Raw genomic sequence first — 23,523 nt, 5'->3', positions numbered from 1 at the left:
CCAGGCCGAGCGTAAAACTTGACCTGCCGCAAGGCTGGGCCATGCTGGCAGGAGCTAGCCTGAAAAAGACGAAAAAGGAGATACCGTTATGCGTTTCAAGACCTTGGGTGACGTCTTCGAGCACCTGACCGAGGCCCACCAAGCCCTGGCCAAGCTCTACAAGCGGTTGGTGGCCAACTGCGACAGCGAGCGTACCCGCATGATGCTCCATTACCTGGCGGAGCATGAGCAGCAGCAGGCCGAGCACTTCACCCAGTACCTCAAGGCCAGCCATCCCGAGCTTGGCACCTGGTTCGACAAGGCCGTGGACACCGACTTCATCCACGGCCTCAACAGGGTCAGCCTGGAGACCGATGTCAGCCAGCAGGATGTGCTGGAACTGGCCCTGAAGCTGGACAACGAACTGCTGGCGGAACTGGAGGCCCTGGTACCGCTTTGCCCCGGCCCCAGCAGTCGTGAGCTGCTGGAAGGCACCCTCAAGGAGGCGCGGGCGCGGCAGCACCAGCTGGTGCACCAGACCATGCGCATGGAGGATCTCTAGCGGCGGCCGTGGCCTTGTGGCAGACTCTTCTGGTTTGACCAGTGGAGTCCAAGATGAAAGCCATCAACCGCCTCGGCCGCCTGGTGCGGCTCTGCCAGCGGCTACCCAAGAGCTGGCAGGGCGCCGCCCTGTCCCGTCTCTTCAACGGTGCCGTCAAGTTTGCCGGCACCGCCGGCATCCGCATCACCCAGGCCGATTTCGGTGAAGCCCGCATGGTGCTGCGCAACAAGGGCAAGGTGCAGAACCACATCAAAGGCGTCCATGCCGCCGCCACGGCGCTGCTGGGGGAATCGGTCACCGGCCTGGTGTTCGGCCTCAACGTGCCCGACAACAGGCTGCCGCTGCTCAAGGCCATGGAGGTGAACTACCTGCGCCGGGCCAAGGGCAGTCTCAGCGCCGTCGCCACCCTCACCGAAGAGCAGATAGCCCAGATCCGCAGCCAGGAAAAAGGTGAAGTGGAAGTGGCCGTCACCATCACCGACGAAGAAGGGGCAGAGCCGGTGCAGGCACGCTATCTTTGGGCCTGGGTTCCCAAGCAGCGTTAATTCAGTCAGAGTTAACCCACTCATTCGCAAGCTCTTCCGAGGAGGAAAGCATGCAAAAAATCACAATGGCCCTGGGGGCACTGCTGCTCGCCGGCTGCGCCCAGATGGGGAACTACCCCGGCAGCCAGCCACAGCAGGGCACACAAGAGCCCCAGGCCCAACAGCCCGAGGCCCCACAAAGCGACGAACTGGCCCAGGCCATGGCGGCCCTGGCCGCCACCTTGCCGGACGGCGACGTGGCCGTGGTGAGGGTGGCCAACTACGGCAGCCGCCGCCTCGATACCCAGGCGTTGACCGAACAACTGGTGCAGGGCCTGAGCCAGGCCGGGCGTGAAGTGGCGGATCTGTCCGGCAGCGTCGACGCTTTCGATCTGCTGAGCGCCCGCCAGGCGGGGCGCCAGGGCGGCCACCACTACCTGCTTTACGGCCAGATCAAGGAAAGCGGCGACAGCCTGAGGCTGAGGGTGATGGCCCTGGATTCGGGCATCATCGTCTGGAGCAAGGAGCTGGCGGTACCCCGCTGAGGGAAACCCCGAGTCCTGCTTAGGCCGAGTCCGGCAAGCCCTTTTGAACAGCCCGCACCAGGCGGGCTTTTTGTTGTCCGCTTTTCTGGGCCTGCTGCTGGTCGCGGCGCCCCTGCTGCTGCGCCAGGGCCCAGTGGATGTGCTCGGCCACCAAGTCGCTGGCCTGGGGCAAGCGGGCCGTCAAAGCCGCCACTACGGCCTCGCTGAAAGGGGCGTTGCCGAGGGCCACGGCGATATTGCGCTGCCAGCGTTCGAAACCGATGCGGCGGATGGCCGAGCCCTCTGTCACCTTCAGGAAACGGGCCTCGTCCCAGGCCCAGAGTTCCAGCAGCTGGGGCCCGTGCAAGGCGCTGCGGGGGGCGAAGTCGGGCTCGCTGCTCAAATGGGCAAAGCGGTTCCAGGGGCAGATCAGCTGGCAGTCATCGCAGCCGTAGATGCGGTTGCCGATCAGGGGCCTGAACTGCTCCGGTATGGCGTCCTTGAGCTCTATGGTGAGGTAGGAGATACAGCGCCTGGCGTCCACCACATAGGGCTCGACTATGGCCTGGGTCGGGCAGATGGTCATGCAGGCCACGCACTTGCCGCAGCGGTCGCTATCGGCAGGCTTGTCCACCGGCAGCGGCAGGTCCACCAGCAGCTCGCCGAGGAAGAAGAAGGAGCCGCCCTGGGGGTTGATCAGCAGGCTGTGCTTGCCGACCCAGCCGAGACCGGCCTTGGCGGCCAGGGGCCTTTCCAGCACAGGGGCCGAATCCACGAAGGGGCGGAACTGGTAGTCGCCGCAGGCGGCCTGGATCCGCTCCCCCAGCTGCTTGAGGCGGGCGCGCAGCAGCTTGTGGTAGTCGCGGCCCAGGGCATAGCGGGACACATAGGCCTTGTCGCCGTCGCCGAGGATCTCGCCGAAACGGGCCTTGGGGGGCAGGTAGTCCATGCGGGCGCTGATGACCCGCAGGGTGCCGGGCAACAGCTCCTCGGGCCTGGCCCTCAGCATGCCGTAGCGGGCCATGTAGTCCATCTCGCCGTGATGGCCGGCGTCCAGCCAGGCCTGCAGTGCCGCTTCGTGGCTTTTGAGATCGGTGTCGGTGATCCCCAGCTGCTGGAAGCCCAGCTCCTGGCCCCAGGCTTTGATGTCGGCGGCGAGTTGTTGGTAGTCGATCACGGCGTTGCCCCTGGCTGGTTGGCGCCAAGGTTACCATATCTGGCCGGCCCCCAGCGCCGGGGGTAAGCTAGTAACCAAGAACCATGAGGGCCATCCATGCTGCTTCCCCTGCTCGATACCCTGCCCAAACCCCTGCCCAGCGCCGAGCGCCTCAAGGTGCTGGAGGCCGAGTTGGCCGAGGCCGCCGGCCTTAGCCTCTATGAGTTGATGGAAAGGGCAGGGCAGGCCGCTTTTGCGTTGCAGCGCCAACAATGGCCCCAGGCCAGGCATGTTCTGGTGCTGGCCGGCAGCGGCAACAACGGCGGTGACGCCTATGTGCTGGCCCGTCTGGCCAAGGCCGAGGGCCTGGCCGTGACCCTGGTGGCAAGCGGTGAGCCCAAGGCCGCCGAGGCCATCCAGGCCGCCAAGGCCTGGGCACAAGCGGGCGGGGCCGTTCAATATCACCTGCCCGAGGCGCTGGAAGCTGACCTGGTGGTGGATGGCCTGTTGGGCATGGGCCTGGCCAGCCCAGTGCGGGGAGCAGTAGTGCCGCTACAGGATTTCCTGGCCGACACTAAGCTTCCCATCCTCGCCTTGGATATCCCCTCCGGCCTTGGCAGCGACAGCGGCCGCTGGTGGGGCAAGCCCTTTAGCGCCGCTGCCCTGGTGACCTTCATCCTACCCAAGGCCGGGCTCCTGACCGGGCAGGGCAGGGCGGCCTGGCAAGAGGCCTGGCTGGCGGACCTGGGGCTGGACGCCAAGAGTGATGGCCCCCTGGTGGGGCTGGACTTCTTGGCTTGTCGCCAGCTGCTGCCGAGGCGCAGCGCCACTGCCCATAAAGGCCAGGCCGGCCGGCTACTGCTGGTTGGCGGTAACCAGGGGCTGGGCGGCGCCATCCGCCTGGCTGGTGAAGCGGCCCTGCGTAGTGGAGCCGGTTTGGTGAGCGTGCTGGCCCATTCCATATCGGCGGCGTCCCTGGGGGCGGGCCGCCCCGAGCTGATGGTGAGGGGCGTCGAAGCCTGGCCTGAAGAGCAGCCCAGGTTTGACGCCCTGGTGCTGGGGCCTGGCCTTGGCCAAGATGGCTGGGCCAAGGCGCTGCTGGCCGGAGCCCTGGCCCTGGAGTGCCCCAAGGTGGTGGACGCCGATGCCCTCAACCTGCTGGCCAAGGCGCCGCGGCCCGTGGCCGGCGCCGTCATCAGCCCCCACCCAGGTGAGGCGGCGCGGCTGCTGGGGTGCTCTGTGGCCGAGGTGGAAGCAGATCGGGTGGCGGCGGCACTGGCCCTGGCCAAGGCCACAGGCGCCGTGGCGGTGCTCAAGGGGGCGGGGAGCCTGGTCAGCGACGGCGAGCGCTGCTGGCTGCTGGCGGTAGGCAGCCCGGCCATGGCTTCGGGAGGCATGGGCGACCTGCTTTCTGGTATCATCGGCGCCCTGCTGGCCCAGGGGCTAAGTCCCCTGGATGCGGCCCTGCTGGGCGTGGCCCTGCAGGGCGAGGCCGGCCTCAAGGCCGGTGAGGCTGGGGTCATTGGTACCCTGGCCAGCGATCTTCTTCCTTGGATCCGGACCCTTATCAATGCGTGAGTTCGAACTAAAAGACGAAGCGGCGACAGTCGCCCTGGGCCAGGCCCTGGCCAAGGCCCTGGAACCTGGCACAGTGCTGCACCTGCTGGGGGACTTGGGGGCGGGCAAGACCACCCTGAGCCGCGGCCTGGTGCAGGGGCTTGGCCATTCAGGCGCCGTCAAGAGTCCTACCTATACCTTGGTGGAGCCCTACGACCTGCCTGGGATCAAGGTTTATCATTTTGATCTCTATCGCCTTTCGGACCCTGAAGAACTTGAATTCATGGGCGTGCGTGATTACTTTGGCAAAGATTGCCTTTGCCTTATCGAATGGCCCCAAAAAGGTGAAGGGGTGTTGCCGCCGCCGGATCTGGTGGTGGCGCTGGCTTACGATGGCGCCGGCCGCAAGGCCGTCCTGGAGCCACTGAGCGACCAGGGCGCCCAGATATTGGAGAGGTTGTCCTGGTGATACGCCGCTTTGTCTTCCTGTTGCTTTGGTGCTGCTGTGGGCCTGTGTTGGCCAACGGCCTGGATCAGGTGCGGGTATGGCCAGGCAGCGACAACACCAGGGTGGTGCTGGACCTGGATAGCGCCCCCGATTTTTCCTACTTCCGCCTCAAGTCCCCCGAGCGGCTGGTGGTGGATCTGCGTAGCACCAGCAGCAAGGCCAAGTTGCCGCTCCTGGTGACAGAGTCCAGCCTCATCAAGAAGGTGCGTACCTCCACTCCCAAGGAAAAGGGCAGCCTGCGGCTGGTGCTGGAGCTGACCCAGGGGATCAAGCCCAGCCTCTTCGCCTTGCCGCCGAGCGACGGCAACGGCCATCGCCTGGTCATCGATTTCCCCTTCAAGGAGCAGAGCAAAGCCCCATCGCCGGCCGCCCCCGCCGAACAGGCCCTGGCCAAGGCGCCGCCGACCCTGCCCAAGGGCCGTGACATAGTGGTCGCCATCGACGCCGGCCACGGCGGCCACGACCCTGGCTCCATAGGCCGCCACGGCACCTATGAGAAGAATGTGACCCTGGCCATCGCCAAGAAGCTCAAGGCCGACATCGACAAGGTTCCCGGCATGACAGGGGTCCTGACCCGTTCCAGCGACAAGTTCATCGAGGTCATGGACAGGTCCGGCATAGCCCGCGACAAGAAGGCGGACATGCTGATCTCGATCCATGCCGACTCCATAGGCTCGGCCCAGCCCAGGGGCGCTTCCGTGTGGGTGCTGAACAACAGCCGTGCCAGCCGGGTGATCGGCAAATGGGTCGATGAGAAGGATCGCCATTCCCAGTTACTGGGGGGCGCCGCCGAAGTGTTGGAAGACACCAAACAGGAGCAATACCTGGCCCAGGCGCTGCTGGACATGTCCATGGATCACAGCCGCTCGGTAGGCCAGGACATCGGCTCCACCATGCTGCGCGAGCTGGGCAAGGTCACCAAGCTGCACAAGAGCCGGCCCCAGCCCAAGAGCCTGGGGGTGCTGACGGCCCCCGATATCCCCTCTGTGCTGGTGGAAACGGGCTTCCTGTCCAACCCCGCCGAGGAGAAGGACCTGGCCAGCAGCTATCACCAGGGCCGTATCGCCGGCGCCCTGGCCACGGCCCTCAAGGAATACTTCCTGGCCTGGCCGCCCCAGGGCAGCCTCTTTGCCCAGCAGGGCGCCAAGACCCACGTGGTGCGCGGTGGCGAGTCGCTGTCGCTGCTGGCAGCCCGTTACAATACCTCTGTGGCCGCCATCAAGGCCGTCAACAGCCTCAAGTCCGACGCCCTGGTGGTCGGCCAGACCCTCACCATTCCCTGAGTCCCATGCCCATACAGATATTGCCAGCCCGGCTGGCTAACCAGATCGCCGCCGGTGAAGTGGTGGAAAGGCCCGCGTCCGTGGTCAAGGAGCTGGTGGAAAACAGCATCGATGCCGGTGCCAGCCGCATCGAGGTGGACATCGACAAGGGTGGTCATCGCCTGATCCGGGTGCGCGACAACGGCAGCGGTATCCCCAAGGACGAGCTGACCCTGGCGCTCTCCCGCCACGCCACCTCCAAGATAACCAGCTTGGACGATCTCGAAGCCATCGTTTCCCTTGGCTTTCGCGGCGAGGCCCTGGCGTCGGTTTCCTCTGTTTCCCGCCTGACCCTCACTTCCAGGGCGGTGGATGCACCTGAGGCCTGGGCGGCCCAGGCCGAAGGCCGCGACATGGCGGTCCAGCTGAGCCCCGCCGCCCATCCGGTCGGCAGCACCGTCGAGGTGCACGACCTCTTCTTCAATACCCCGGCCAGGCGCAAGTTCCTCAAGGCCGAGAAGACCGAGTTTGCCCATATCGACGAACTGATGCGGCGTATCGCCCTGTCGCGCATGGAGCTGGCATTGGTGCTGCGCCACAACGGCAAGGTGGTGCGCCAGTACCCGCCGGCGAGAAACGGCGATTATCAGGCCCGGCTTGCCGCCGTCTGCGGCAACGACTTCGCCCGGGGCCTCATCGCCATCGACAACAGCCACCAGCAGCTGCGGCTCTGGGGCTGGCTCAGCGAGGCGCCCCGCAACCACCCAGACCTGCAGTACTGCTACGTCAACGGCCGCATGATGCGCGACAAGCTGATCAACCATGCGGTCAGGGAAGCCTTCGGCCCAGTGCTGGGGGAAGGGCAGCACGGCGCCTATGTGCTCTACCTGGAGCTGCCGGCCAGCCAGGTGGACGTCAACGTCCACCCCGCCAAGCACGAGGTGCGCTTTCACGACGCCCGCCTGGTCCACGACTTTATCGCCCGCACCCTGGGCGATGCCCTGGCCCAGGTCCAGCAGGCCCTGCCAGAAGCCCAGGCCGAAAAGGATCCCTGGGCGGCCCAGCCCTATTCCCCGCCCCAGGCCCCGCGGCAGAGCGTTTCGACAGGGGGGTACTGGAGCCCCAGGGCCACAGCCGCCACCAGCCCCAGCCGCAGCGAGGTCCAGGAAGCCATCAACGCCTTTTCCCGCTGGCAGGCGCCGCGCCCGCAAGCCCCCGAACCCCAGGCGGAAGCCCTGGGTGCCCCTTTGCATCTGGAAGGGGGGCGCTGGCTGGTGCTGGGCCACAAGGGGCGGCTTTGCACCGTCGATCTGCTGCCGCTCTGGGCGCAGCAGGCGGTGGCCAAGATGGCGGCCGGTGCCGCCCCCCAGCCGCTGCTGCTGCCGGTCACCATGCCGCTGGAGCAGGCCTTGCTGGACAGCGCCGAACAGCACCAAGCCCAACTGGCCGCCTGGGGCCTGGACCTGCACCAGAGCGGCCCAGGCCGGCTGATGGTGCGGGCCCTGCCTGCGCCTCTTCGCGAGCTGGACCCCGGCCTCTGGCTGCCAGGCTGGCTGGCGGCCCTCGACGGGCCTGAGCCCCTCGCCGCTCTGGCTGCCATCCTCGGCCAATGTCCGCGCCGGCTACGCTGGCCAGAGGCCCCTGGCCTCTGGCAGGCCCTGGACGAAGAACAAAAAGACGCCTTGGCCAGGCCGCTGGATATCCAATCTTTGCTGGAGAAACACCCTTGACCCTGCCCGTAGTGATGCTGATGGGGCCTACCGCTTCCGGCAAGACAGACCTGGCCATGGCCCTCTATGACGCCCGCCCCTGCGAGCTCATCAGCGTCGACTCTGCCCTTATCTACAAAGGCATGGACATAGGCACGGCCAAGCCCAGCCAGCCCGAGCTGGCCCGCTACCCGCACCACCTCATCGACATCCTGGACCCGGCCGAGAGCTATTCGGCGGCGGACTTCGTGGACGACGTCCAGCCCCTTATCGATACGGCCCTGGCGGCGGGCAAGATGCCGGTCCTGGTGGGGGGGACCATGCTCTACTACAAAGCGCTACTCGAAGGGCTGTCCCCCCTGCCCAAGGCCGATGCTAACGTGAGGGCGGAGATAGAGCGGGAAGCGGCCGAAAAGGGCTGGGAGGCGCTGCACCAGGAGCTGGGGCGCATAGACCCAGAAGCGGCAGCGCGCATCCATGTTAACGACCCCCAGCGCCTCAGCCGGGCCCTGGAGGTGTATCGCCTGACGGGCCAAAGCCTCACCGAACTGACCCGTCAGCCAGGAGCGCCGTTCACCTACAGGACAGTTCAGGCCGCTATCATGCCCGCAGACCGCGTTGTGCTTCGCCAGCGCATCCGGTTGCGTTTCGAACAGATGATGGCGGCAGGCTTCTTGGACGAGGTAAGACGTCTCCATCAAAGGTCTGATTTACACGCCCAGTTGCCTTCTGTACGCTGCGTCGGCTATCGACAGCTCTGGGCCTTTCTGGACGGGGAATGCAGCCTCGATGAGGCGGTGGAAAAAGCCATCATCGCTACTGGGCAGTTGGCAAAACGCCAATGCACATGGCTAAATGGCTGGAAGTGGCCGTTATTGCGCCTTGAAACCGGCGCTCCAGATAACCTGGCACGGCTTCTTTGTGAACTAGATCCCGCTTGAATGATGGTTCATACTAGTGGCTGTTGCGGTCTAATCGTTTGAAATAACTACATCTAAATCACAACAAGGAATTTCAACATGGCTAAGGGGCAATCTTTGCAGGATCCTTTCCTGAACGCACTGCGCAAGGAGCGCGTACCAGTGTCCATTTACCTGGTGAACGGCATCAAGTTGCAGGGTCAGATCGAGTCTTTCGATCAATTCGTCGTATTGCTCAAAAATACCGTTAGCCAGATGGTTTATAAGCACGCGATCTCCACAGTGGTGCCGGCACGCCCCGTGTCCATGCACCAATATGCCGCTGGTACCAACAACGGTGGCGCTGAAGAGAACGCCTAATCCCCAGTGAGGTAGTCAACGCTTGTTTGACCGTTATGAAGCAGGCGAACAGGCTGTCCTTGTTCACGTGGATTTTACCGCCGAGTCAGACCGGGAAGACCTGGACGAGCTGAAAATGCTCGCTGACTCGGCCGGTGTCACCACGCTGGCCGTGGTCACCACCCGTCGCGCAGCCCCCCATCCCAAATACTACATAGGTACCGGTAAGGCCGAAGAAGTGGCCGAGGCGGTGCGCGCCCTTGGCGCCGAGGTGGTGATCTTCAACCATGCCCTGAGCCCTGCCCAGGAGCGTAACCTCGAGCGGCTCTTCGAATGTCGTGTTTTGGACAGGACCACCCTGATCCTGGACATTTTTGCACAGCGGGCCCGCACCCACGAAGGCAAGCTCCAGGTCGAGCTGGCCCAGCTCAAGCATTTATCCACCCGCCTGGTGCGGGGGTGGACCCACCTGGAACGCCAGAAGGGCGGCATCGGCCTGCGCGGCCCAGGTGAAACCCAGTTGGAAACCGACCGCCGCCTGCTGCGCGACCGCATCGACCATATCCAGAAGCGCCTGGAAAAGGTGGAGAAGCAGCGTGGCCAGGGCCGCCGTGCCCGCAGCCGCCGCGAGGTGCCCACCCTGTCTTTGGTGGGGTATACCAACGCCGGCAAGTCGACCCTCTTCAACGCCCTGACCAGCGCCGAGGTCTACGCCGCCGACCAGCTGTTCGCCACCCTGGATCCGACACTGCGCAGGGTGCAGCTGGCGGACGTGGGCCCTGTGGTGCTGGCCGACACCGTCGGTTTCATCCGCCACCTGCCCCACGACCTGGTGGCGTCCTTCAAGGCGACCTTGGAAGAGACCCGCGAGGCCAGCCTGCTGCTGCACGTGGTGGACGCCGCCGACGAACGCTCGGCGGACAACATCCGCTCGGTCAACTCGGTGCTCAAGGAAATAGAGGCCGACGAAGTGCCGGTGCTGATGGTCTACAACAAACTGGACAAGCTGGACGACGTGGCCCCCCGCATCGACAGGGGCGACGACGGCAAACCTGTTGCCGTCTGGCTGTCGGCGCAGAAGCGCCAGGGGCTGGAACTGCTGCACCAGGCGCTCAGCGAACTGGTGGCCCAGGACATCTTCGCCGGCACCTTGCAGCTGCCCCCTACCCAGGGCAAATTGCGGGCCGATCTCTTCGCCCTGCAGGCGGTGACGGCGGAATCCATAGACGAAGAAGGCAATTGGCTGGTCTCGGTGCGGATGCCGGATATCGACTGGCAGCGCCTCAACAAGCAGGGAATGGACGGGCCAAGGCGCTTTATCGTCCCAGACCCTGCTGATAAAGTGATTCACTAGAGAAATCGTTGGGAGAAGACAATGGCTTGGAATGAGCCGGGCAACAACAAGGATAAGGATCCCTGGGGCAAGCCCAGTGGTAAAGACCAGGGGCCGCCGGACTTCGACGAGATGATGAAGAAGCTCGGCTCCCGTATGGGCGGCGTCTTCGGCGGCGGCAACAGCGGCTTCTCCTGGGCAGGTTTCCTGCTGATCCTGGTATTGATCGCCGCCGTCTGGGGCCTCTCCGGCTTCTACACCATCAAGAACGCCGAGCAGGGCGTGGTGTTGCATTTCGGCCAATACAGCGAGACGGTGCCCTCAGGCCTGCACTGGAAACCCACCTTCATCGACCGCGTCTACCCCGTCGACACCCGCACCGTCCGTTCCATCCCGTCCTCCGGCTTCATGCTGACCAAGGACGAGAACGTGGTCAGGGTGGAGATCGAGGTGCAGTACAAGGTCACTGAGCCTCAGCACTACCTCTTCAATGTCACCGACGCCGTGGACTCCCTGAGCCAGGCGGTGGATGCCTCGCTGCGTTACGTGGTGGGCCATAACACCATGGACGACATCCTCACCACCGGCCGTGAGCAGGTGCGCCGCGATACCTGGGATCTCATCGAGAAGACCATAGCCCAGTACCACCTGGGGATCCGTATCGAGGACGTGAACTTCCTGTCCGCCCGCGCCCCTGATGAAGTCAAAGCCGCTTTCGACGACGCCATCGCCGCCAAGGAAGACGAGCAGCGCTACATCCGTGAAGCCCAGGCCTATGCCTCCGAAGTGGAGCCCATAGCCCGCGGCAAGGCCATCCGCATCGGCCAGGAAGCCGAAGCCTACAAACAGCAGGTGGTGCTCAAGGCCCAGGGTGAAGTCGCCCGCTTCAACAAGCTGCTCCCCGAATACAAGGCCAACCCCGAGGTCACCCGCAACCGTCTCTACATCGAGACCATGGAGCAGGTGCTGGGCAAGAGCTCCAAGATCCTGGTGGACAGCGACGCCAACAACATGCTGTACCTGCCACTGGACAAGATCCTCGAGCACCAGAAAGGCGCCGCCGGCGCCGACCAGGGCGACGAGTTGCAGCGGATCCAGAAGAATCAGGGCAAGACCAGCCTGAACCATGACGACAGCACAGACCCCCGTGCCGTCAATCGTAATGCCGGCCGTACGGGGAGGAACTGAGTATGAAACGTTTCACCGTCATAGTGGCCCTGCTGGGCGCCCTCCTTGCCTACAGCTCCCTGTTCGTGGTCTCCGAAGGCCAACGTGGCCTGCTGCTGCGCTTCCAGCGCGTCGTGACCGACGCCGAGGGTAAGCCGGTGGTCTTCACCCCAGGCCTGCACTTCAAGGTGCCGGTCATCGATGGGGTCCGGCTGCTGGATGCCCGCCTGCAGAGCCTGGAAGGGGAGCAGGACCGCTTCGTCACCTCCGAGAAGAAGGACCTTATCGTCGACTCCTACGTGAAGTGGCGCATTGCCGATTTCGGCAAGTTCTACGACTCCACCAGCCGAGGTAACATCGCCAACGCCGAGAACCTCTTGAAGCGCAAGATCAACAACGGCCTGCGCAGCGAGTTCGGTACCCGCACCATCACCGACATCGTCTCCGGTGAGCGCTCCGAAGTGATGGCCGATGCCCTCAAACAGGTTAAGGAAAGCGCCAAGGAGCTCGGCATCGACGTCATAGATGTGCGGGTCAAGCAGATCAACCTGCCCACCGAGATCTCCAACTCCATCTTCAACCGGATGCGGGCCGAGCGTAACGCCGTGGCCAAGAAGCACCGCTCTGAAGGCAAGGAGAAGGCCGAGGTGATCCGCGCTGACATCGACGCCAAGGTGACAGTGATACTGGCCCAGGCAGAACGCGATGGCCGTACCCTGCGCGGCGAGGGCGACGCCACTGCCGCCGACATCTACGCCAAGGCCTATAGCCAAGATCCGGAATTCTTCAGCTTCATCCGCAGCCTGGAAGCCTATAAGAAGAGCTTCGCCAGTAAGGAAGACGTCATGGTGCTCAAGCCCGATTCCGACTTCTTCCGTTACATGAAAGGACCGGAGAAGAAAAAATAACAATAAGCCCGGTTCGCCGGGCTTTTCTTTGGGGGAGCCATGCTCAAGCAACACTACAGCCGCTTCCTGGCCCAACACCAGGGCCAGCAGCACTACGCCTGCCACAGCCATCATTACTGGCCCGACGTGACCCGCGAGGCCCAGTTGGCCTATTGGGACGACACAGCCCGCTATGTGGACGATAAATGGGGTTACTTCTTCCGTGAGAAGGTACCCGCCGTCCAGGCCCATATCGCCCACATCCTAAAGCTGCCGGATGCCGCGCAACTCGCTTTCGCGCCCAACACCCACGAGTTCGTGGTGCGGCTGCTGTCCTGCCTGCCGAGCAGCCGTAAGTGGCGCATCCTCACCACCGACAGCGAATTCCATTCCTTCAGCCGCCAATGCTTGCGCCTGGAAGAGGGCGGCCTGGCCGAAGTGGTGCGGGTGCCTACCCAGCCCTTTACCGATTTCGAACAGCGCTTCGCCTCTGAAGCCGCCAAGGGCGGTTGGGATCTGGTGTTCTTCAGCCAGGTTTTCTTCAACTCGGGCTTCGCAGTGCGTGACCTCAAGGCCCTGGTGGATGCGGTGCCGGATGCCGATACCCTGGTGGCGGTGGACGGTTACCACGGCTTCTGCGCCCTGCCTACGGATATCAGCGACATCGCCGGGCGGGCCTTTTACCTCGCCGGCAGCTACAAGTACGCCCAGGGCGGCGAAGGCTGCTGCTTTATGGCGGTGCCCAAGGGTTGTGAGCTCAGGCCCGTCAATACCGGCTGGTACGCCGAGTTCGGCGCCCTGCACAGCGCCCGCAGCAACCAGGTGGCCTATGCCGAGGACGGCCTGCGCTTTGCCGGCGCCACCATGGATCTCTCCGCCCTCTACCGGCTGCTGGCGGTACTGGACTGGTGGCAACGGGACGGCATCAGCGTCGAGGCGATTCATGGCCACGTGCAGCAGCTGCAGCAGGCCTTCCTGGCGCAGCTGGACGAGATAGGTTCCCCCCTGCTTCACCGCGGCCAACTCCAGGCCCAGGATCTCAGCCATCACGGCCATTTCCTGACTTTCGAGCTGGCGGACGGCGAGGCCACTGGGCGCCTGGCGGACTTCCTCGCCAGCCACGGCATCCATACCGATTACCGCGGCAATCGCCTGCGTTTCGGTTTCGCTCCTTACCATGAGGTGGCGGACATCGACCTCTCGGCGCTCAAGGAGCTATGAGCAGTATCTTCTGGCAACTGCTGGCGTTGTGGCTGGTCCTCGAAGGCCTGGGGCCGGCCCTGATGCCGCGTAAATGGCGGCTGCTGATGGCCGAATTGTCGAGGCAAAAATCCTCGACAATCAGGCAAATAGGCATCGCCATGCTGGTACTGGGTGGGCTACTAGCCTGGCTGGTCAAACATTAGGCCTTAAACCCCGATAATCTTTTCTGGTAGAATCCTTTTTTAAGCAACGTTCCTAGAGACAAAATGGGCAAAAATGTTGTGGTCCTTGGCACCCAATGGGGTGACGAAGGCAAAGGCAAGGTAGTCGACCTTCTAACCGACAAAGCCGCATACGTCGTCCGCTATCAAGGCGGCCACAATGCGGGTCACACCCTGGTCATCAACGGCGAAAAAACCGTTCTTCACCTGATCCCCTCCGGTATCCTTCGCGAAAACGTCCAGTGCCTGATCGGCAATGGCGTTGTGCTGGCGCCCGACGCCCTTATGCGCGAAATCGGCATGCTGGAAGCCAAGGGTGTGCCGGTCAAGGAGCGCCTGAAGATCTCCGAGGCCTGTCCGCTGATCCTCAAGTACCACGTGGCCATCGACCAGGCCCGTGAGAAAGCCCGTGGCGACAAGGCCATCGGCACCACAGGCCGTGGCATTGGCCCCGCCTACGAGGACAAGGTTGCCCGCCGTGCCCTGCGTGTTGGCGATCTCTTCCACCCTGAGCGTTTCGCCGAGAAGCTTAAGGAAGTGCTGGATCACCACAACTTCATGCTGACCCAGTACTACAAGGTCGAGCCCGTTTCCTTCGAGGAAACCATGGCCGAAGCCAAGGAAGTTGCACAATACCTCCAGGGCATGACGGTGGACGTCACCGACCTGCTGGACAAGGCTCGCAAAGCCGGTGAGCCCATCCTCTTCGAAGGCGCCCAAGGCACCCTGCTGGACGTGGACCACGGTACCTATCCCTACGTGACCTCCTCCAACACCACAGCCGGTGGCGTGGCCACAGGTTCCGGTTTCGGGCCCTGCCACCTCGACTACGTGCTGGGTATCGTCAAAGCCTACACCACCCGTGTCGGCGGCGGTCCCTTCCCCACCGAGCTGGACTGCGCCGTGGGTGAGCACCTGGGCGTAGTGGGCAAGGAGTTCGGCGCCACCACCGGCCGTAAGCGCCGCACCGGCTGGTTCGACGCCGTGGTCATGCGCCGCGCCGTGCAGATCAACTCCATCACCGGCTTCTGCCTGACCAAGCTGGACGTGCTGGATGGCCTCGAGACCGTCAAGATCTGCACCGGCTACAAGCTGCCGAGCGGTGAAGTGGTGGAAGTCTCCCCCCTGGCCGCCGAAGACTTCGAGAACATCGAGCTGATCTACGAAGAGATGCCCGGCTGGAGCGAGAGCACCGTCGGCGTGACCAGCGTAGAAGGCCTGCCGGCCGCCGCTCGCGCCTACATCCAGCGTATCGAAGAGCTGACCGGTGTCCCCATCGACATCATCAGCACCGGCCCTGACCGCGTCGAGACCATGGTGCTGCGTCACCCCTTCGCTTAAGTGCTGAACTGAAAAGCCGCCCCCTGAGGCGGCTTTTTCGTTAAAGGGGGAGCTGGTTTCGCCGATAAGTAGCGAGGAGGTACCCATGTTGCGCAGTCTTGTTTTGCTCCTAGCTTTCAGTGGCTCCCTGTTGGCCGCCGAAGAAACAGCGCCCAAGGAACAGGCCGTTAAACCCGTCCAGGTTTATAGCCAGGACGAGTTGCTGTCCCTTATCGCCGTCAACAAGCACCTGCGCCGGGTGTTGGACGATGACTGCCAGCTGGTGCAGGACATAGAAGCGCGGGCCGAAGTGGCCAAGGTGCCGGCCTATCAATACCTCTGGGGCGACATGCTTGCCTATGGCGTATGCGTACCCACCAACGTCACCCTCGGCATCAGCTACATGGAAAAGGCTGCCGACCAAGGGCTGCCCGAGGCCCTGGAGCAATTGGGCCGTTACTACGCCACCGGCAAGTGGGTGCAGATCGACATGCACAGGGCCATGGTGCTGCTGCGCATGGCGAATAAAGCCCATTACCTCAAGGCCACGCTGCGCTTTGCCGATCTGGCCAGCAAAGGTTATGGGGTGCCAGAAGACAGGGAGCAGGCCCTCGAAGAACTGAAAAACGCAGTCATTCCCAACCGCGACCAGTGGCGCCAGGCCCAGAGACTCATCGCCCGCCTGGAAAAACAGCTGCCTCCTTCTGTCGTGGCCCGCATTTCCGAGCGCTGAGCGCCAAAACCCGCCATTTTTCTTACCATTAAGGGGCAAAGCCGGCACAGAAGCACTGTGCCCGCCGGTTGCCCTGCGTATAATGGTCCCAAACTCAGACAGTGAGAACGCCATGCGCGACCCCATCAAGGATCCCTTTGCCGAACGAGAGGCAGAGCGCTACGAAAACCCCATTCCCAGCCGGGAAGCCATACTCGACGAAATGCGCCAACTGGGTACCCCCCAGAGCCTGAGGGCGCTGATCAAGCATCTGCATCTGGACGACGAGGATCAGCAGGAAGGCCTGCGTCGCCGCCTGCGCGCCATGGAGCGGGATGGCCAGCTGGTCTTCACCCGCCAGAAGGCCTACGCCCTGGCCGAGCGCATGGACCTCATCAAGGGCCGGGTGCAGGGCCACCCGGACGGCTTCGGCTTCGTCAAGGTGGATGGCGGCGAGGATCTCTACCTTTCCCAAACCGAGATGTACAAGGCCTTCAGCGGCGATCTGGTGCTGGCCCAGGCCATCAAGACCGACCGCCGTGGCCGCCTGGAAGGGCGCATAGTACGGGTGCTGGAACCCCGCTCTTCGCAACTGGTGGGCCGATATTTCCGTGACGACGGCATCGGCTATGTGGTGCCGGACGACCGCCGTATTGCCCAGGACATCCTCATTCCCGATGACGCCCGAGGTGGTGCTCGTGCCGGCCAAGTGGTGGTATTGGAGCTGACTCAGCGCCCCAGCACCCGCTTCAGCCCGGTCGGTAAAGTGGTGGAGATCCTCGGTGAGCACATGGCGCCGGGCATGGAGATCGAGATTGCCCTGCGCAACCACGACCTGCCCCACAGCTGGCCAGAGGAAGTGAAGGCCGAGATCGCAGGCCTGAGCGAAGAAGTGTTGGAAGCTGACAAGGCCGGCCGGGTGGACCTGCGTGACTTGCCCCTGGTCACCATAGACGGTGAGGACGCGCGGGACTTCGACGACGCCGTCTATGCCGAGGCCAAGAAGGGCGGCGGCTGGCGCCTTTGGGTCGCCATTGCCGACGTCTCCCATTATGTGCGCCTGGGCACGGCCCTGGACAAGGAAGGTTACAACCGCGGCAACTCGGTGTATTTCCCTTCCCAGGTCATCCCCATGCTGCCCGAGGTGCTGTCCAACGGCCTCTGCTCTCTGAACCCCGAAGTGGACCGCCTCTGCATGGTGTGCGAGATGACGGTCTCGGAGAAGGGCAACCTGTCCGGTTACAAGTTCTACCCGGCGGTGATGCACTCCAAGGCGCGCCTGACCTACAACAAGGTGCAGGCCATGCTGGACGGCGACGAAAGCTTGCGCGAGCAGTACAGCGCCGTGCTGCCCCACATCGAGGAGTTGCACCGCCTCTATGGTGCCCTCAAGGACAGCCGCCGCGAGCGCGGTGCCATCGAGTTCGAGACAGAGGAAACCAAGTTCCTCTTCAACGAAGAGCGCAAGATCGAAAAGGTAGTGCCCCTGCACAGGGTCACGGCTCACATGATCATCGAAGAGTGCATGATCCTCGCCAACGTCGCCTCGGCCAAGTTCGTACAGAAACACAAGGTGCCTTGCCTTTACCGGGTCCACGACCTGCCGGACGAAGAAAAGATCTCCAACTTCCATCAGTTCCTGAACGAGCTGGGCCTGAGTATGGGGGGCGGCCTGGAACCTGAGCCCAAGGACTTCACCCGCCTGCTGGACAAGCTGGGTGAGAGGCCCGACGCCGAGCTTATCCAGACCATGATGCTGCGCTCCATGAAGCAGGCGGTGTACGAATCTGACTGCCGTGGCCACTTCGGCCTGGCGCTGCAGGCGTACTCCCACTTCACCTCGCCTATTCGCCGCTACCCGGATCTCATCCTGCACCGCGCCATCAAGGCCGTGCTGGCCAAGCAGGCCGAGGAAGATGTCACCGCCGAAGGGGGCTTCATCTACTCGGAAGAGAAGATGGACGCCATGGGCGAGCATTGCTCCATGACAGAGCGCCGTGCCGACGACGCCACCCGCGAAGTGTCGGATTGGCTCAAGTGCGAATACATGCAGGACCATGTGGGGGATGTTTTCACCGGTGTCATCTCCTCCGCCACCAGCTTCGGCCTCTTCGTGCGTTTGGACGATCTGCTGATCGAAGGCCTGCTGCACGTCACCAGCCTGGAAAACGACTACTACCACTTCGATCCGGCCCACCAGGCCCTGATCGGCGAGCGTAGCGGCAAGCGCTATCGTCTGGGCGACCGTATCGAAGTGCGGGTCGCTGCGGTGAACCTGGATTCGCGCAAGATTGATCTGGTGCTGGGCAGCGAAGGGCGCAGCAAGAAGCCTTCGGTCCGTGAAGGCCTCAAGAGCGGCAAGCTGGTCAAGAAAGGCGACAAGAAGGACGCCGCCAAGGTGCTGGCCGAAGGTTTTTCCGGCAAAGGCGGCAAGAAGAAGTCCCACCCCAAGGGTGGCAAATCCCGTAAGAAGAAGTAAGGGGCATCATGAGTCAGGATTGGATCTTCGGCATTCATGCCGTTGATGGGGCCCTGCGCCGCCAGCCGGAAAGCCTGGTGAAACTCTGGGTGGCGCGGGAGCGCCACGACCAGCGCCTGGCCGAAGTGGTGGCCGAAGCCGAAGCCCTGGGGCTCAGCATCGAATGGGTTGCCCGTAAGACCCTGGACGACAAGTCCAAAGGGGCCGTTCACCAGGGGGTGATGGCGCAAGTCAAAGCCGCCAAGGCCTTCAATGAGAACCAGCTGCCGGACATTCTGGGGAAAAGCCCGCAGCCCTTGTTACTGGTGCTGGACGGCGTGACCGACCCGCACAACCTGGGGGCCTGCCTGCGTACCGCCGACGCTGCCGGGGTGACGGCGGTCATAGTGCCCAAGGACAATTCCGCCACCCTCAACGCCACGGTGCGCAAGGTGGCCTGTGGTGCCGCCGAGACCATGCCGCTGGTGGTGGTCACCAACCTGGCCAGGACTATGCGGGCGCTGAAGGATCAGGGGATCTGGATAGTGGGTACGGCCGGTGAAACCGACAAGCAGCTCTTCAACACCTCACTCACAGGCCCCATGGCCCTGGTGATGGGCGCCGAAGGCAAGGGCCTGCGCCGCCTGACCCGCGAACACTGCGATGAACTGGTGGCCATTCCCATGGCCGGCCTGGTGTCCAGCCTCAACGTGTCCGTAGCCACAGGCGTTTGCCTCTTCGAAATCGTCCGCCAGCGTCAGAAGGTGTAAAGCAGGTTGAGGCTGGACTGGGTATCGAAGTTGGCCTTGTCCGGATCTACCACCTTGGTGTAGCGGTAGTAGAACCCCAGTTTCAGGGCCAGGTCGCCCCACAGCTGGTTGGTAAAGGAGGCATCCAGCTGGCCTATGCTGTTTTCGCTGCCCGTCTCCATCTCGATACCGGCGTTGAAGCGGGTTCGCTCGTGGATGCGCCGTTCGTATTTGAGCACTGTGCGCAGTATGGCTTCGCGGTTGTCGCTCTCCAGGCTGCCTTCTGGCACCTTTTGCAACCGGTAACCTGGCCCTATCTCGAACTTCATCGAGGTGTAGTGGCGGCTGAACAGGGTGGTACCCAGGCCGGAGGCGACTGTGGTTTCCGACTGGTAGGAACCGAAGCGGTCGAACAGCTGGGAGCCGCGCAGGAAGACGTAATAGTTGGGCCAGAACTTGCCGTCGGACTGCAACTCCAGCTTGTAGCGCTCGGCGCTGGTGGTCTGGCCGTCGCGGGAATAGTTTGAGGTGAAGGTGGCTTCCTGGTGGGTGCGGTCGGTGTCCAGGCCTACCTTGAGGCGGCTGTTGTAGCTTTCCACCTCGGAGTTGCCGCGGGTGGAAGACAGCCCCACCTCGGCCTCGGCGGCCCAGCGGTAGTCCTTGTTGGATTTACCGTAATAAGGAGGCACCAGGGCCCAACTGGGCAGGCAGCAGAAAAGCAGCCCCAACATCAAAAAACGCATTTTACTCCCTCCCATCAGCCTGGGCATTGTAGCCCGCCAAGGGGCTGAAAATCTGCCTTGTCTGAAGCGGCCTCTTTCTATACAATTTGCGCCCTTATATCAGTCGTAGTTCCATTTCTCCTTGCCTCCCTACCGGTTGACGACTGAGCCGGATTTGAGGCTACTAACCCGTAAGGAGCAATCATGCGTCATTACGAAATCGTGATCATGGTTCACCCTGATCAAAGCGAGCAGGTTCCGGGCATGATCGAGCGCTACACTGGCGTCATCAAAAACGCCGGTGGTGAAGTGACTCGCCTGGAAGACTGGGGCCGCCGTCAATTGGCTTACCCGATCAACAAGCTGCACAAGGCTCACTACGTTCTGCTGAACGTAGAGACCAGCCAGGAAGTTGTCGACGAGCTGGAAAACACTTTCCGCTTCAACGACGCCATCCTGCGTCACGCCATCATGCGCACCAAGCACGCCGTTACCGAAGCTTCTCCCATGGCCAAGGCCAAGGAAGAGCGCCGTGAGCGTCGCGACGAGCGCGAAGAAAGCGTTGATGCCGAAGAGGCCAGCGCCGAGTAAGGCAAGTGCAACGTAACCGGGTACAGATAGACGGGCACCTTGCCAAAGCGCCTAGGCGCAGCAAGAGCCCAGCTGGTATCCCCCACTGCCAGTTCTGGCTGGAGCATGTCTCCACACAGGACGAGGCCAATATGGCCAGGCAGGCAAGACTGCGTATCGCCGTCGTCGCCAGTGGGGACAGCCTGAACCATCAAACCCGGGAACTACAGATGGGGTCTGCCGTGACCGTGACCGGTTTTCTGGTCAGCCATATGGGCCGAGACGGCCTGGCAAAAACGGTACTGCATGCCCAGCACATCGAATTGTTGAATTAGGAGATAAGCCCCATGGCCCGTTTCTTCCGTCGTCGCAAGTTCTGCCGTTTCACTGCAGAAGGCGTCACTGAAATCGATTACAAAGACATCGCAACTCTGAAGAACTACATCACCGAGAGCGGCAAGATCGTCCCTAGCCGTATCACCGGTACCAGCGCCAAGTATCAGCGCCAGCTGGCCCGCGCTATCAAGCGTGCCCGCTACCTGGCTCTGCTGCCTTACACCGACCTGCACAAGTAAGGTCCGTCCTGGGAAAGAGTTGAGAGGAATCGTCAATGAACGTCATTCTGTTGGACAAGATCGCTAACCTGGGCAGCCTGGGTGATCAAGTCAAAGTTAAAGCTGGTTACGCTCGTAACTTCCTGATCCCGCAGGGCAAAGCTGTAATGGCTACCCGCGACAACGTTGCTCACTTCGAAGCCCGCCGCGCCGAGCTGGAAGCCAAGCTGGCCGAAGTGCTGGCTGCTGCCGAAGCTCGTGCCGAGCAGGTGAAGGCCCTGGAAAGCGTTGAAATCGCTTCCAAAGCCGGTGACGAAGGCAAACTGTTCGGTTCCATCGGTACCCGTGACATCGCCGACGCCATCAGCGCCAAAGGCGTTGCCGTTGCCAAGTCCGAAGTCAAACTGCCCGAAGGCGCCCTGCGCACCACCGGCGAGTTCGAAGTCGAACTGCAACTGCACAGCGACGTGTTCGCCACCATCAAGGTGGTTGTGGTTGCCGAAGCCTAAGCTTCCAAGCCACGAAAAAAGCCGCCTCTGGGCGGCTTTTTTATGCGCTCTTGATGGCTAGATGTCACCCTTGTGCAGGGCTCTTAACATCCGCTCTGCCAGTTCCTGGCCTGCCAGCCAGGCGCCTTCCACTCGGGAGCCGTGGCTCCAATCCCCTCCCGCCCCCAACTTGAGGGGTTCGTCGAAGCCCAGGACCCCATCCTGGCTACAGCGGGCAAAGCGCCAACGGTGAGCTAGGCTTTCATCCGGCTGCTGGTCGGGCAGTTCCAGTAGTTCAAAGAAGTGCTCCTTCAACTCGCTTATCACTTCTTCTGGTGGACGCTCTATATTGCGGGCGCTCCAATCGCTGGTGGCATGGATCACCCAGCGCTGGGGATTGGGCAGCCGGCCGGGTTTGTCAGAGTCCAGGGCCAGCCATTGGATGGATTCGCTCTCCACGAGGGCGGCCTTGACCGGGGTGTCCAACGGCTGGGAAAAGACCAGGCCCACGGCCCAGCAGGGTTCCATCCTGACTTTGCGGGCCAGCATGGCCAGCCGGGGGCTGGCGCTGATCAGCGGGACCGCCTGGGGAGCCGGCGTGGTGACCAGCAGACCGTCGAAGGGGCCATGGGCCTGGCCTTGGACGTCTTCCAGCCACCACTGATCTTCCCGCCGGTGGCAACCACAGATGGTGGTCTCGAAGTGCACATCCAGGTTGCCGGCCAGGTAACGGGTGATGGCGCTCATGTGGGGGCGGCCCACATAACGCTGCACCACGTCCTGGGTGTGGAGCATGCTGGCCCCGGAGAGTTGGTAGGGGGTGACCTGCCATTCACTGGCGATACCCTGGGCTATCCAGTTACCCAGTTCATCGATAAAGCGGGGTTGGCGGGCAGTAAAATACTGAGCTCCCAAGTCGAAACTTCCCCATTGGCTGCGGCGGCTGCTCATGCGCCCGCCCGTGCCCTTACTCTTCTCGAATATGGTGGGGGTCAGTCCTTGTCCCTGCAAGATCCGGGCTGCGGTGATGCCACACAACCCGGCGCCGATGATGGCGATATGACTCATATCAACCTCTTGACTGCCTGGGAGCTTGTAAAGTCAGCATAACGCCCTTTAACAGTGCTGTCAGGGGATCCAGGTCAAGACTGTGCACAAACAGAGGATCGGCAGGCCGATGCGCAGGGCCAGAACCGGGGGGAAAGCCAGGAACAGCAAGGCCATGGCGAAGAAGCCGTGGGCCAACCAGGTGTTGCTGCCATGAACCGGCCACCAGGCCAGAGCCAACAGCGGCAACAATCCCATCCTTAGTCCTGTCGGCAACAACATGGTTGGCCTCCCTTTGTTGATAATGATTATCAATAAAGTTTTAGGCCAAGTCAAAAGCCCTCTGAAGAAGCTGGCGGGTAAAACTGCTGCGCAGGTAAAAGCCCTTGGGTTGGACGGCCACTTGCTGGCCATTTTCATCCATGGCGCTGACCTTGACGCCGCCATGGGCAGCTTTGGGGCGTAGCTGCAGGTACTGGCCGCGGTAGGCGTTGATCTCGCTGAAGCGACCCAGGGCCAGCAGTTCCACCAGCTCTTCCCAGTCGCTGCGCAGCACCGCTTGTTGTGAAGCGTCGGGCTGCCAGAGGAAGGGCGCTGCGATGATCCGCTCCGCAGGCGGTAGCAGGCGCTCCGCCAGTATCGGTATCCACAACACGCAGGCCAGCTTCTGACGCACATGGCTGCGCTCCCAGCTGACGCCCTGCCAGCCTTCCAGGGGCGCCACCGACACGAAGGTACTTTCCAGGGGCTTGCCGTGCCTGTCTACCGGCAGTGTCTTGAGCTCCACCCCCAGGTGGGGGAAGTCGGGCTCGGGTTTGGAACCGGCCTTGGCACCAAGCAGGGTCTCCAGCAGCATCCCCATCCAGCCCTTTTCACGTTTGAGGTCCTGGGGGGCAGGCAGGCCGGCCAATTCGCCCAGCTGGCCCAGGTTGTAACCGGCCAGGCTGCCGGCTCTGGCCATCAGCTCGTCTAGGCTGTCGGGAGGGGCGCTGTGCGCCTGGGGTCTGGTCATGGCACCATTCTACCGGCTTTGCCAGCCACAGGCTGTATAG

Annotated in this window: 27 protein-coding genes; 22 read left to right on the top strand and 5 right to left on the bottom strand. The window is 62.9% G+C overall.

Annotated elements, in window-relative coordinates:
• The first annotated feature begins 88 nt into the window (after positions 1-88).
• From PVT67_RS15260 to PVT67_RS15250, 3 genes are read left to right on the top strand one after another with little or no spacing between them, the layout of a single operon-like run.
• The gene (locus tag PVT67_RS15260; protein WP_301495061.1) at positions 89-541 is read left to right on the top strand and encodes a hypothetical protein; all 453 of its coding nucleotides are present in this window, start codon (positions 89-91) and stop codon (positions 539-541) included.
• A 53-nt stretch (positions 542-594) separates the two neighbouring features.
• Positions 595-1,086 carry a DUF4442 domain-containing protein gene (locus PVT67_RS15255; RefSeq protein WP_301495060.1) on the top strand — a complete coding sequence of 164 codons (492 nt, stop codon included), beginning with the start codon at positions 595-597 and terminating at the stop codon, positions 1,084-1,086.
• 50 nt (positions 1,087-1,136) lie between these two features.
• Complete coding sequence (locus PVT67_RS15250; protein ID WP_301495058.1) at positions 1,137-1,610, top strand: hypothetical protein; 474 nt, start codon at positions 1,137-1,139, stop codon at positions 1,608-1,610.
• A 19-nt stretch (positions 1,611-1,629) separates the two neighbouring features.
• On the opposite strand, the gene queG is transcribed toward PVT67_RS15250, so the two are convergent.
• The gene (queG, locus tag PVT67_RS15245; RefSeq protein WP_301495056.1) at positions 1,630-2,766 is read right to left on the bottom strand and encodes a tRNA epoxyqueuosine(34) reductase QueG; all 1,137 of its coding nucleotides are present in this window, start codon (positions 2,764-2,766) and stop codon (positions 1,630-1,632) included.
• A gap of 96 nt (positions 2,767-2,862) precedes the next feature.
• On the opposite strand from queG, the gene PVT67_RS15240 reads away from it, so the two are divergent.
• From PVT67_RS15240 to rlmB, 15 genes are all read left to right on the top strand, one after another.
• Complete coding sequence (locus PVT67_RS15240) at positions 2,863-4,323, top strand: NAD(P)H-hydrate dehydratase (RefSeq protein WP_301495054.1); 1,461 nt, start codon at positions 2,863-2,865, stop codon at positions 4,321-4,323.
• On the top strand, positions 4,316-4,771 hold the full coding sequence (tsaE, locus tag PVT67_RS15235) for a tRNA (adenosine(37)-N6)-threonylcarbamoyltransferase complex ATPase subunit type 1 TsaE (protein ID WP_301495052.1): 456 nt from the start codon (positions 4,316-4,318) through the stop codon (positions 4,769-4,771). Before PVT67_RS15240 ends, tsaE begins: the two co-directional genes overlap by 8 nt.
• Positions 4,768-6,093 carry an N-acetylmuramoyl-L-alanine amidase gene (locus PVT67_RS15230; RefSeq protein WP_301495050.1) on the top strand — a complete coding sequence of 442 codons (1,326 nt, stop codon included), beginning with the start codon at positions 4,768-4,770 and terminating at the stop codon, positions 6,091-6,093. Before tsaE ends, PVT67_RS15230 begins: the two co-directional genes overlap by 4 nt.
• A 5-nt stretch (positions 6,094-6,098) precedes the next feature.
• Entirely contained in the window at positions 6,099-7,802 is a 1,704-nt protein-coding gene (gene mutL, locus PVT67_RS15225) for a DNA mismatch repair endonuclease MutL (RefSeq protein ID WP_301495048.1), read from the top strand.
• Between the two features lie 14 nt (positions 7,803-7,816).
• Positions 7,817-8,722, top strand: a complete 906-nt coding sequence (gene miaA / locus PVT67_RS15220; RefSeq protein ID WP_336407854.1) for a tRNA (adenosine(37)-N6)-dimethylallyltransferase MiaA — start codon at positions 7,817-7,819, stop codon at positions 8,720-8,722.
• A 78-nt stretch (positions 8,723-8,800) separates the two neighbouring features.
• Complete coding sequence (gene hfq, locus PVT67_RS15215; protein ID WP_301495043.1) at positions 8,801-9,061, top strand: RNA chaperone Hfq; 261 nt, start codon at positions 8,801-8,803, stop codon at positions 9,059-9,061.
• A gap of 22 nt (positions 9,062-9,083) precedes the next feature.
• Entirely contained in the window at positions 9,084-10,394 is a 1,311-nt protein-coding gene (gene hflX, locus PVT67_RS15210; RefSeq protein WP_301495041.1) for a ribosome rescue GTPase HflX, read from the top strand.
• 21 nt (positions 10,395-10,415) lie between these two features.
• Positions 10,416-11,561 carry an FtsH protease activity modulator HflK gene (hflK, locus tag PVT67_RS15205; protein WP_301495039.1) on the top strand — a complete coding sequence of 382 codons (1,146 nt, stop codon included), beginning with the start codon at positions 10,416-10,418 and terminating at the stop codon, positions 11,559-11,561.
• Between the two features lie 2 nt (positions 11,562-11,563).
• On the top strand, positions 11,564-12,448 hold the full coding sequence (gene hflC, locus PVT67_RS15200; protein WP_301495037.1) for a protease modulator HflC: 885 nt from the start codon (positions 11,564-11,566) through the stop codon (positions 12,446-12,448).
• 39 nt (positions 12,449-12,487) lie between these two features.
• Positions 12,488-13,648, top strand: coding sequence for an aminotransferase class V-fold PLP-dependent enzyme (locus PVT67_RS15195; RefSeq protein ID WP_301495034.1), 1,161 nt, complete (start codon positions 12,488-12,490; stop codon positions 13,646-13,648).
• Entirely contained in the window at positions 13,645-13,833 is a 189-nt protein-coding gene (locus PVT67_RS15190) for a DUF2065 domain-containing protein (protein ID WP_301495032.1), read from the top strand. The genes PVT67_RS15195 and PVT67_RS15190 overlap by 4 nt, the downstream gene beginning before the upstream one ends.
• Before the next feature lie 63 nt (positions 13,834-13,896).
• Positions 13,897-15,192 (top strand): adenylosuccinate synthase, encoded by a 1,296-nt coding sequence (locus PVT67_RS15185; protein WP_301495031.1) that lies wholly within the window; start codon positions 13,897-13,899, stop codon positions 15,190-15,192.
• 85 nt (positions 15,193-15,277) lie between these two features.
• Positions 15,278-15,904, top strand: a complete 627-nt coding sequence (locus PVT67_RS15180) for a tetratricopeptide repeat protein (RefSeq protein WP_301495029.1) — start codon at positions 15,278-15,280, stop codon at positions 15,902-15,904.
• A gap of 112 nt (positions 15,905-16,016) precedes the next feature.
• Positions 16,017-18,362: a ribonuclease R gene (gene rnr, locus PVT67_RS15175; protein ID WP_301495027.1), complete on the top strand. Its 2,346-nt coding sequence runs from the start codon at positions 16,017-16,019 to the stop codon at positions 18,360-18,362.
• A gap of 8 nt (positions 18,363-18,370) precedes the next feature.
• A complete protein-coding gene (gene rlmB / locus PVT67_RS15170; RefSeq protein WP_301495024.1) occupies positions 18,371-19,111 on the top strand; it encodes a 23S rRNA (guanosine(2251)-2'-O)-methyltransferase RlmB in 741 nt (246 codons plus the stop codon).
• Here the strand turns inward: rlmB and PVT67_RS15165 are convergent.
• Positions 19,099-19,833, bottom strand: a complete 735-nt coding sequence (locus tag PVT67_RS15165; protein WP_301495022.1) for a DUF481 domain-containing protein — start codon at positions 19,831-19,833, stop codon at positions 19,099-19,101. The genes rlmB and PVT67_RS15165 overlap by 13 nt on opposite strands.
• Positions 19,834-20,016: 183 nt before the next feature.
• Here PVT67_RS15165 and rpsF point away from each other — a divergent pair, with 183 nt between their 5' ends.
• Genes rpsF through rplI form a run of 4 tightly spaced genes read left to right on the top strand, consistent with a single transcriptional unit; the run spans position 20,017 to position 21,445 of the window.
• The gene (gene rpsF, locus PVT67_RS15160) at positions 20,017-20,403 is read left to right on the top strand and encodes a 30S ribosomal protein S6 (RefSeq protein WP_301495020.1); all 387 of its coding nucleotides are present in this window, start codon (positions 20,017-20,019) and stop codon (positions 20,401-20,403) included.
• A 5-nt stretch (positions 20,404-20,408) separates the two neighbouring features.
• The gene (gene priB, locus PVT67_RS15155) at positions 20,409-20,717 is read left to right on the top strand and encodes a primosomal replication protein N (RefSeq protein ID WP_301495018.1); all 309 of its coding nucleotides are present in this window, start codon (positions 20,409-20,411) and stop codon (positions 20,715-20,717) included.
• Between the two features lie 12 nt (positions 20,718-20,729).
• Positions 20,730-20,957, top strand: a complete 228-nt coding sequence (gene rpsR, locus PVT67_RS15150) for a 30S ribosomal protein S18 (protein ID WP_008486569.1) — start codon at positions 20,730-20,732, stop codon at positions 20,955-20,957.
• 35 nt (positions 20,958-20,992) lie between these two features.
• Positions 20,993-21,445 (top strand): 50S ribosomal protein L9, encoded by a 453-nt coding sequence (gene rplI, locus PVT67_RS15145; protein ID WP_301495010.1) that lies wholly within the window; start codon positions 20,993-20,995, stop codon positions 21,443-21,445.
• 57 nt (positions 21,446-21,502) lie between these two features.
• Here the strand turns inward: rplI and PVT67_RS15140 are convergent, their stop codons facing one another.
• From PVT67_RS15140 to mutH, 3 genes are all read right to left on the bottom strand, one after another.
• Positions 21,503-22,492 carry an NAD(P)/FAD-dependent oxidoreductase gene (locus PVT67_RS15140; RefSeq protein ID WP_301495008.1) on the bottom strand — a complete coding sequence of 330 codons (990 nt, stop codon included), beginning with the start codon at positions 22,490-22,492 and terminating at the stop codon, positions 21,503-21,505.
• A gap of 60 nt (positions 22,493-22,552) precedes the next feature.
• On the bottom strand, positions 22,553-22,729 hold the full coding sequence (locus tag PVT67_RS15135; RefSeq protein ID WP_301495006.1) for a hypothetical protein: 177 nt from the start codon (positions 22,727-22,729) through the stop codon (positions 22,553-22,555).
• A 64-nt stretch (positions 22,730-22,793) separates the two neighbouring features.
• Positions 22,794-23,483 carry a DNA mismatch repair endonuclease MutH gene (mutH, locus tag PVT67_RS15130; RefSeq protein ID WP_301495004.1) on the bottom strand — a complete coding sequence of 230 codons (690 nt, stop codon included), beginning with the start codon at positions 23,481-23,483 and terminating at the stop codon, positions 22,794-22,796.
• Positions 23,484-23,523: the final 40 nt, after the last annotated feature.

Origin of the sequence: Gallaecimonas kandeliae (assembly GCF_030450055.1) — a bacterium.
Taxonomy (GTDB): Bacteria; Pseudomonadota; Gammaproteobacteria; order Enterobacterales; family Gallaecimonadaceae; genus Gallaecimonas; species Gallaecimonas kandeliae.
The sequence above is the reverse complement of the archived record's forward strand: the minus strand, read 5'-3'. Positions and strand labels throughout refer to the sequence as shown.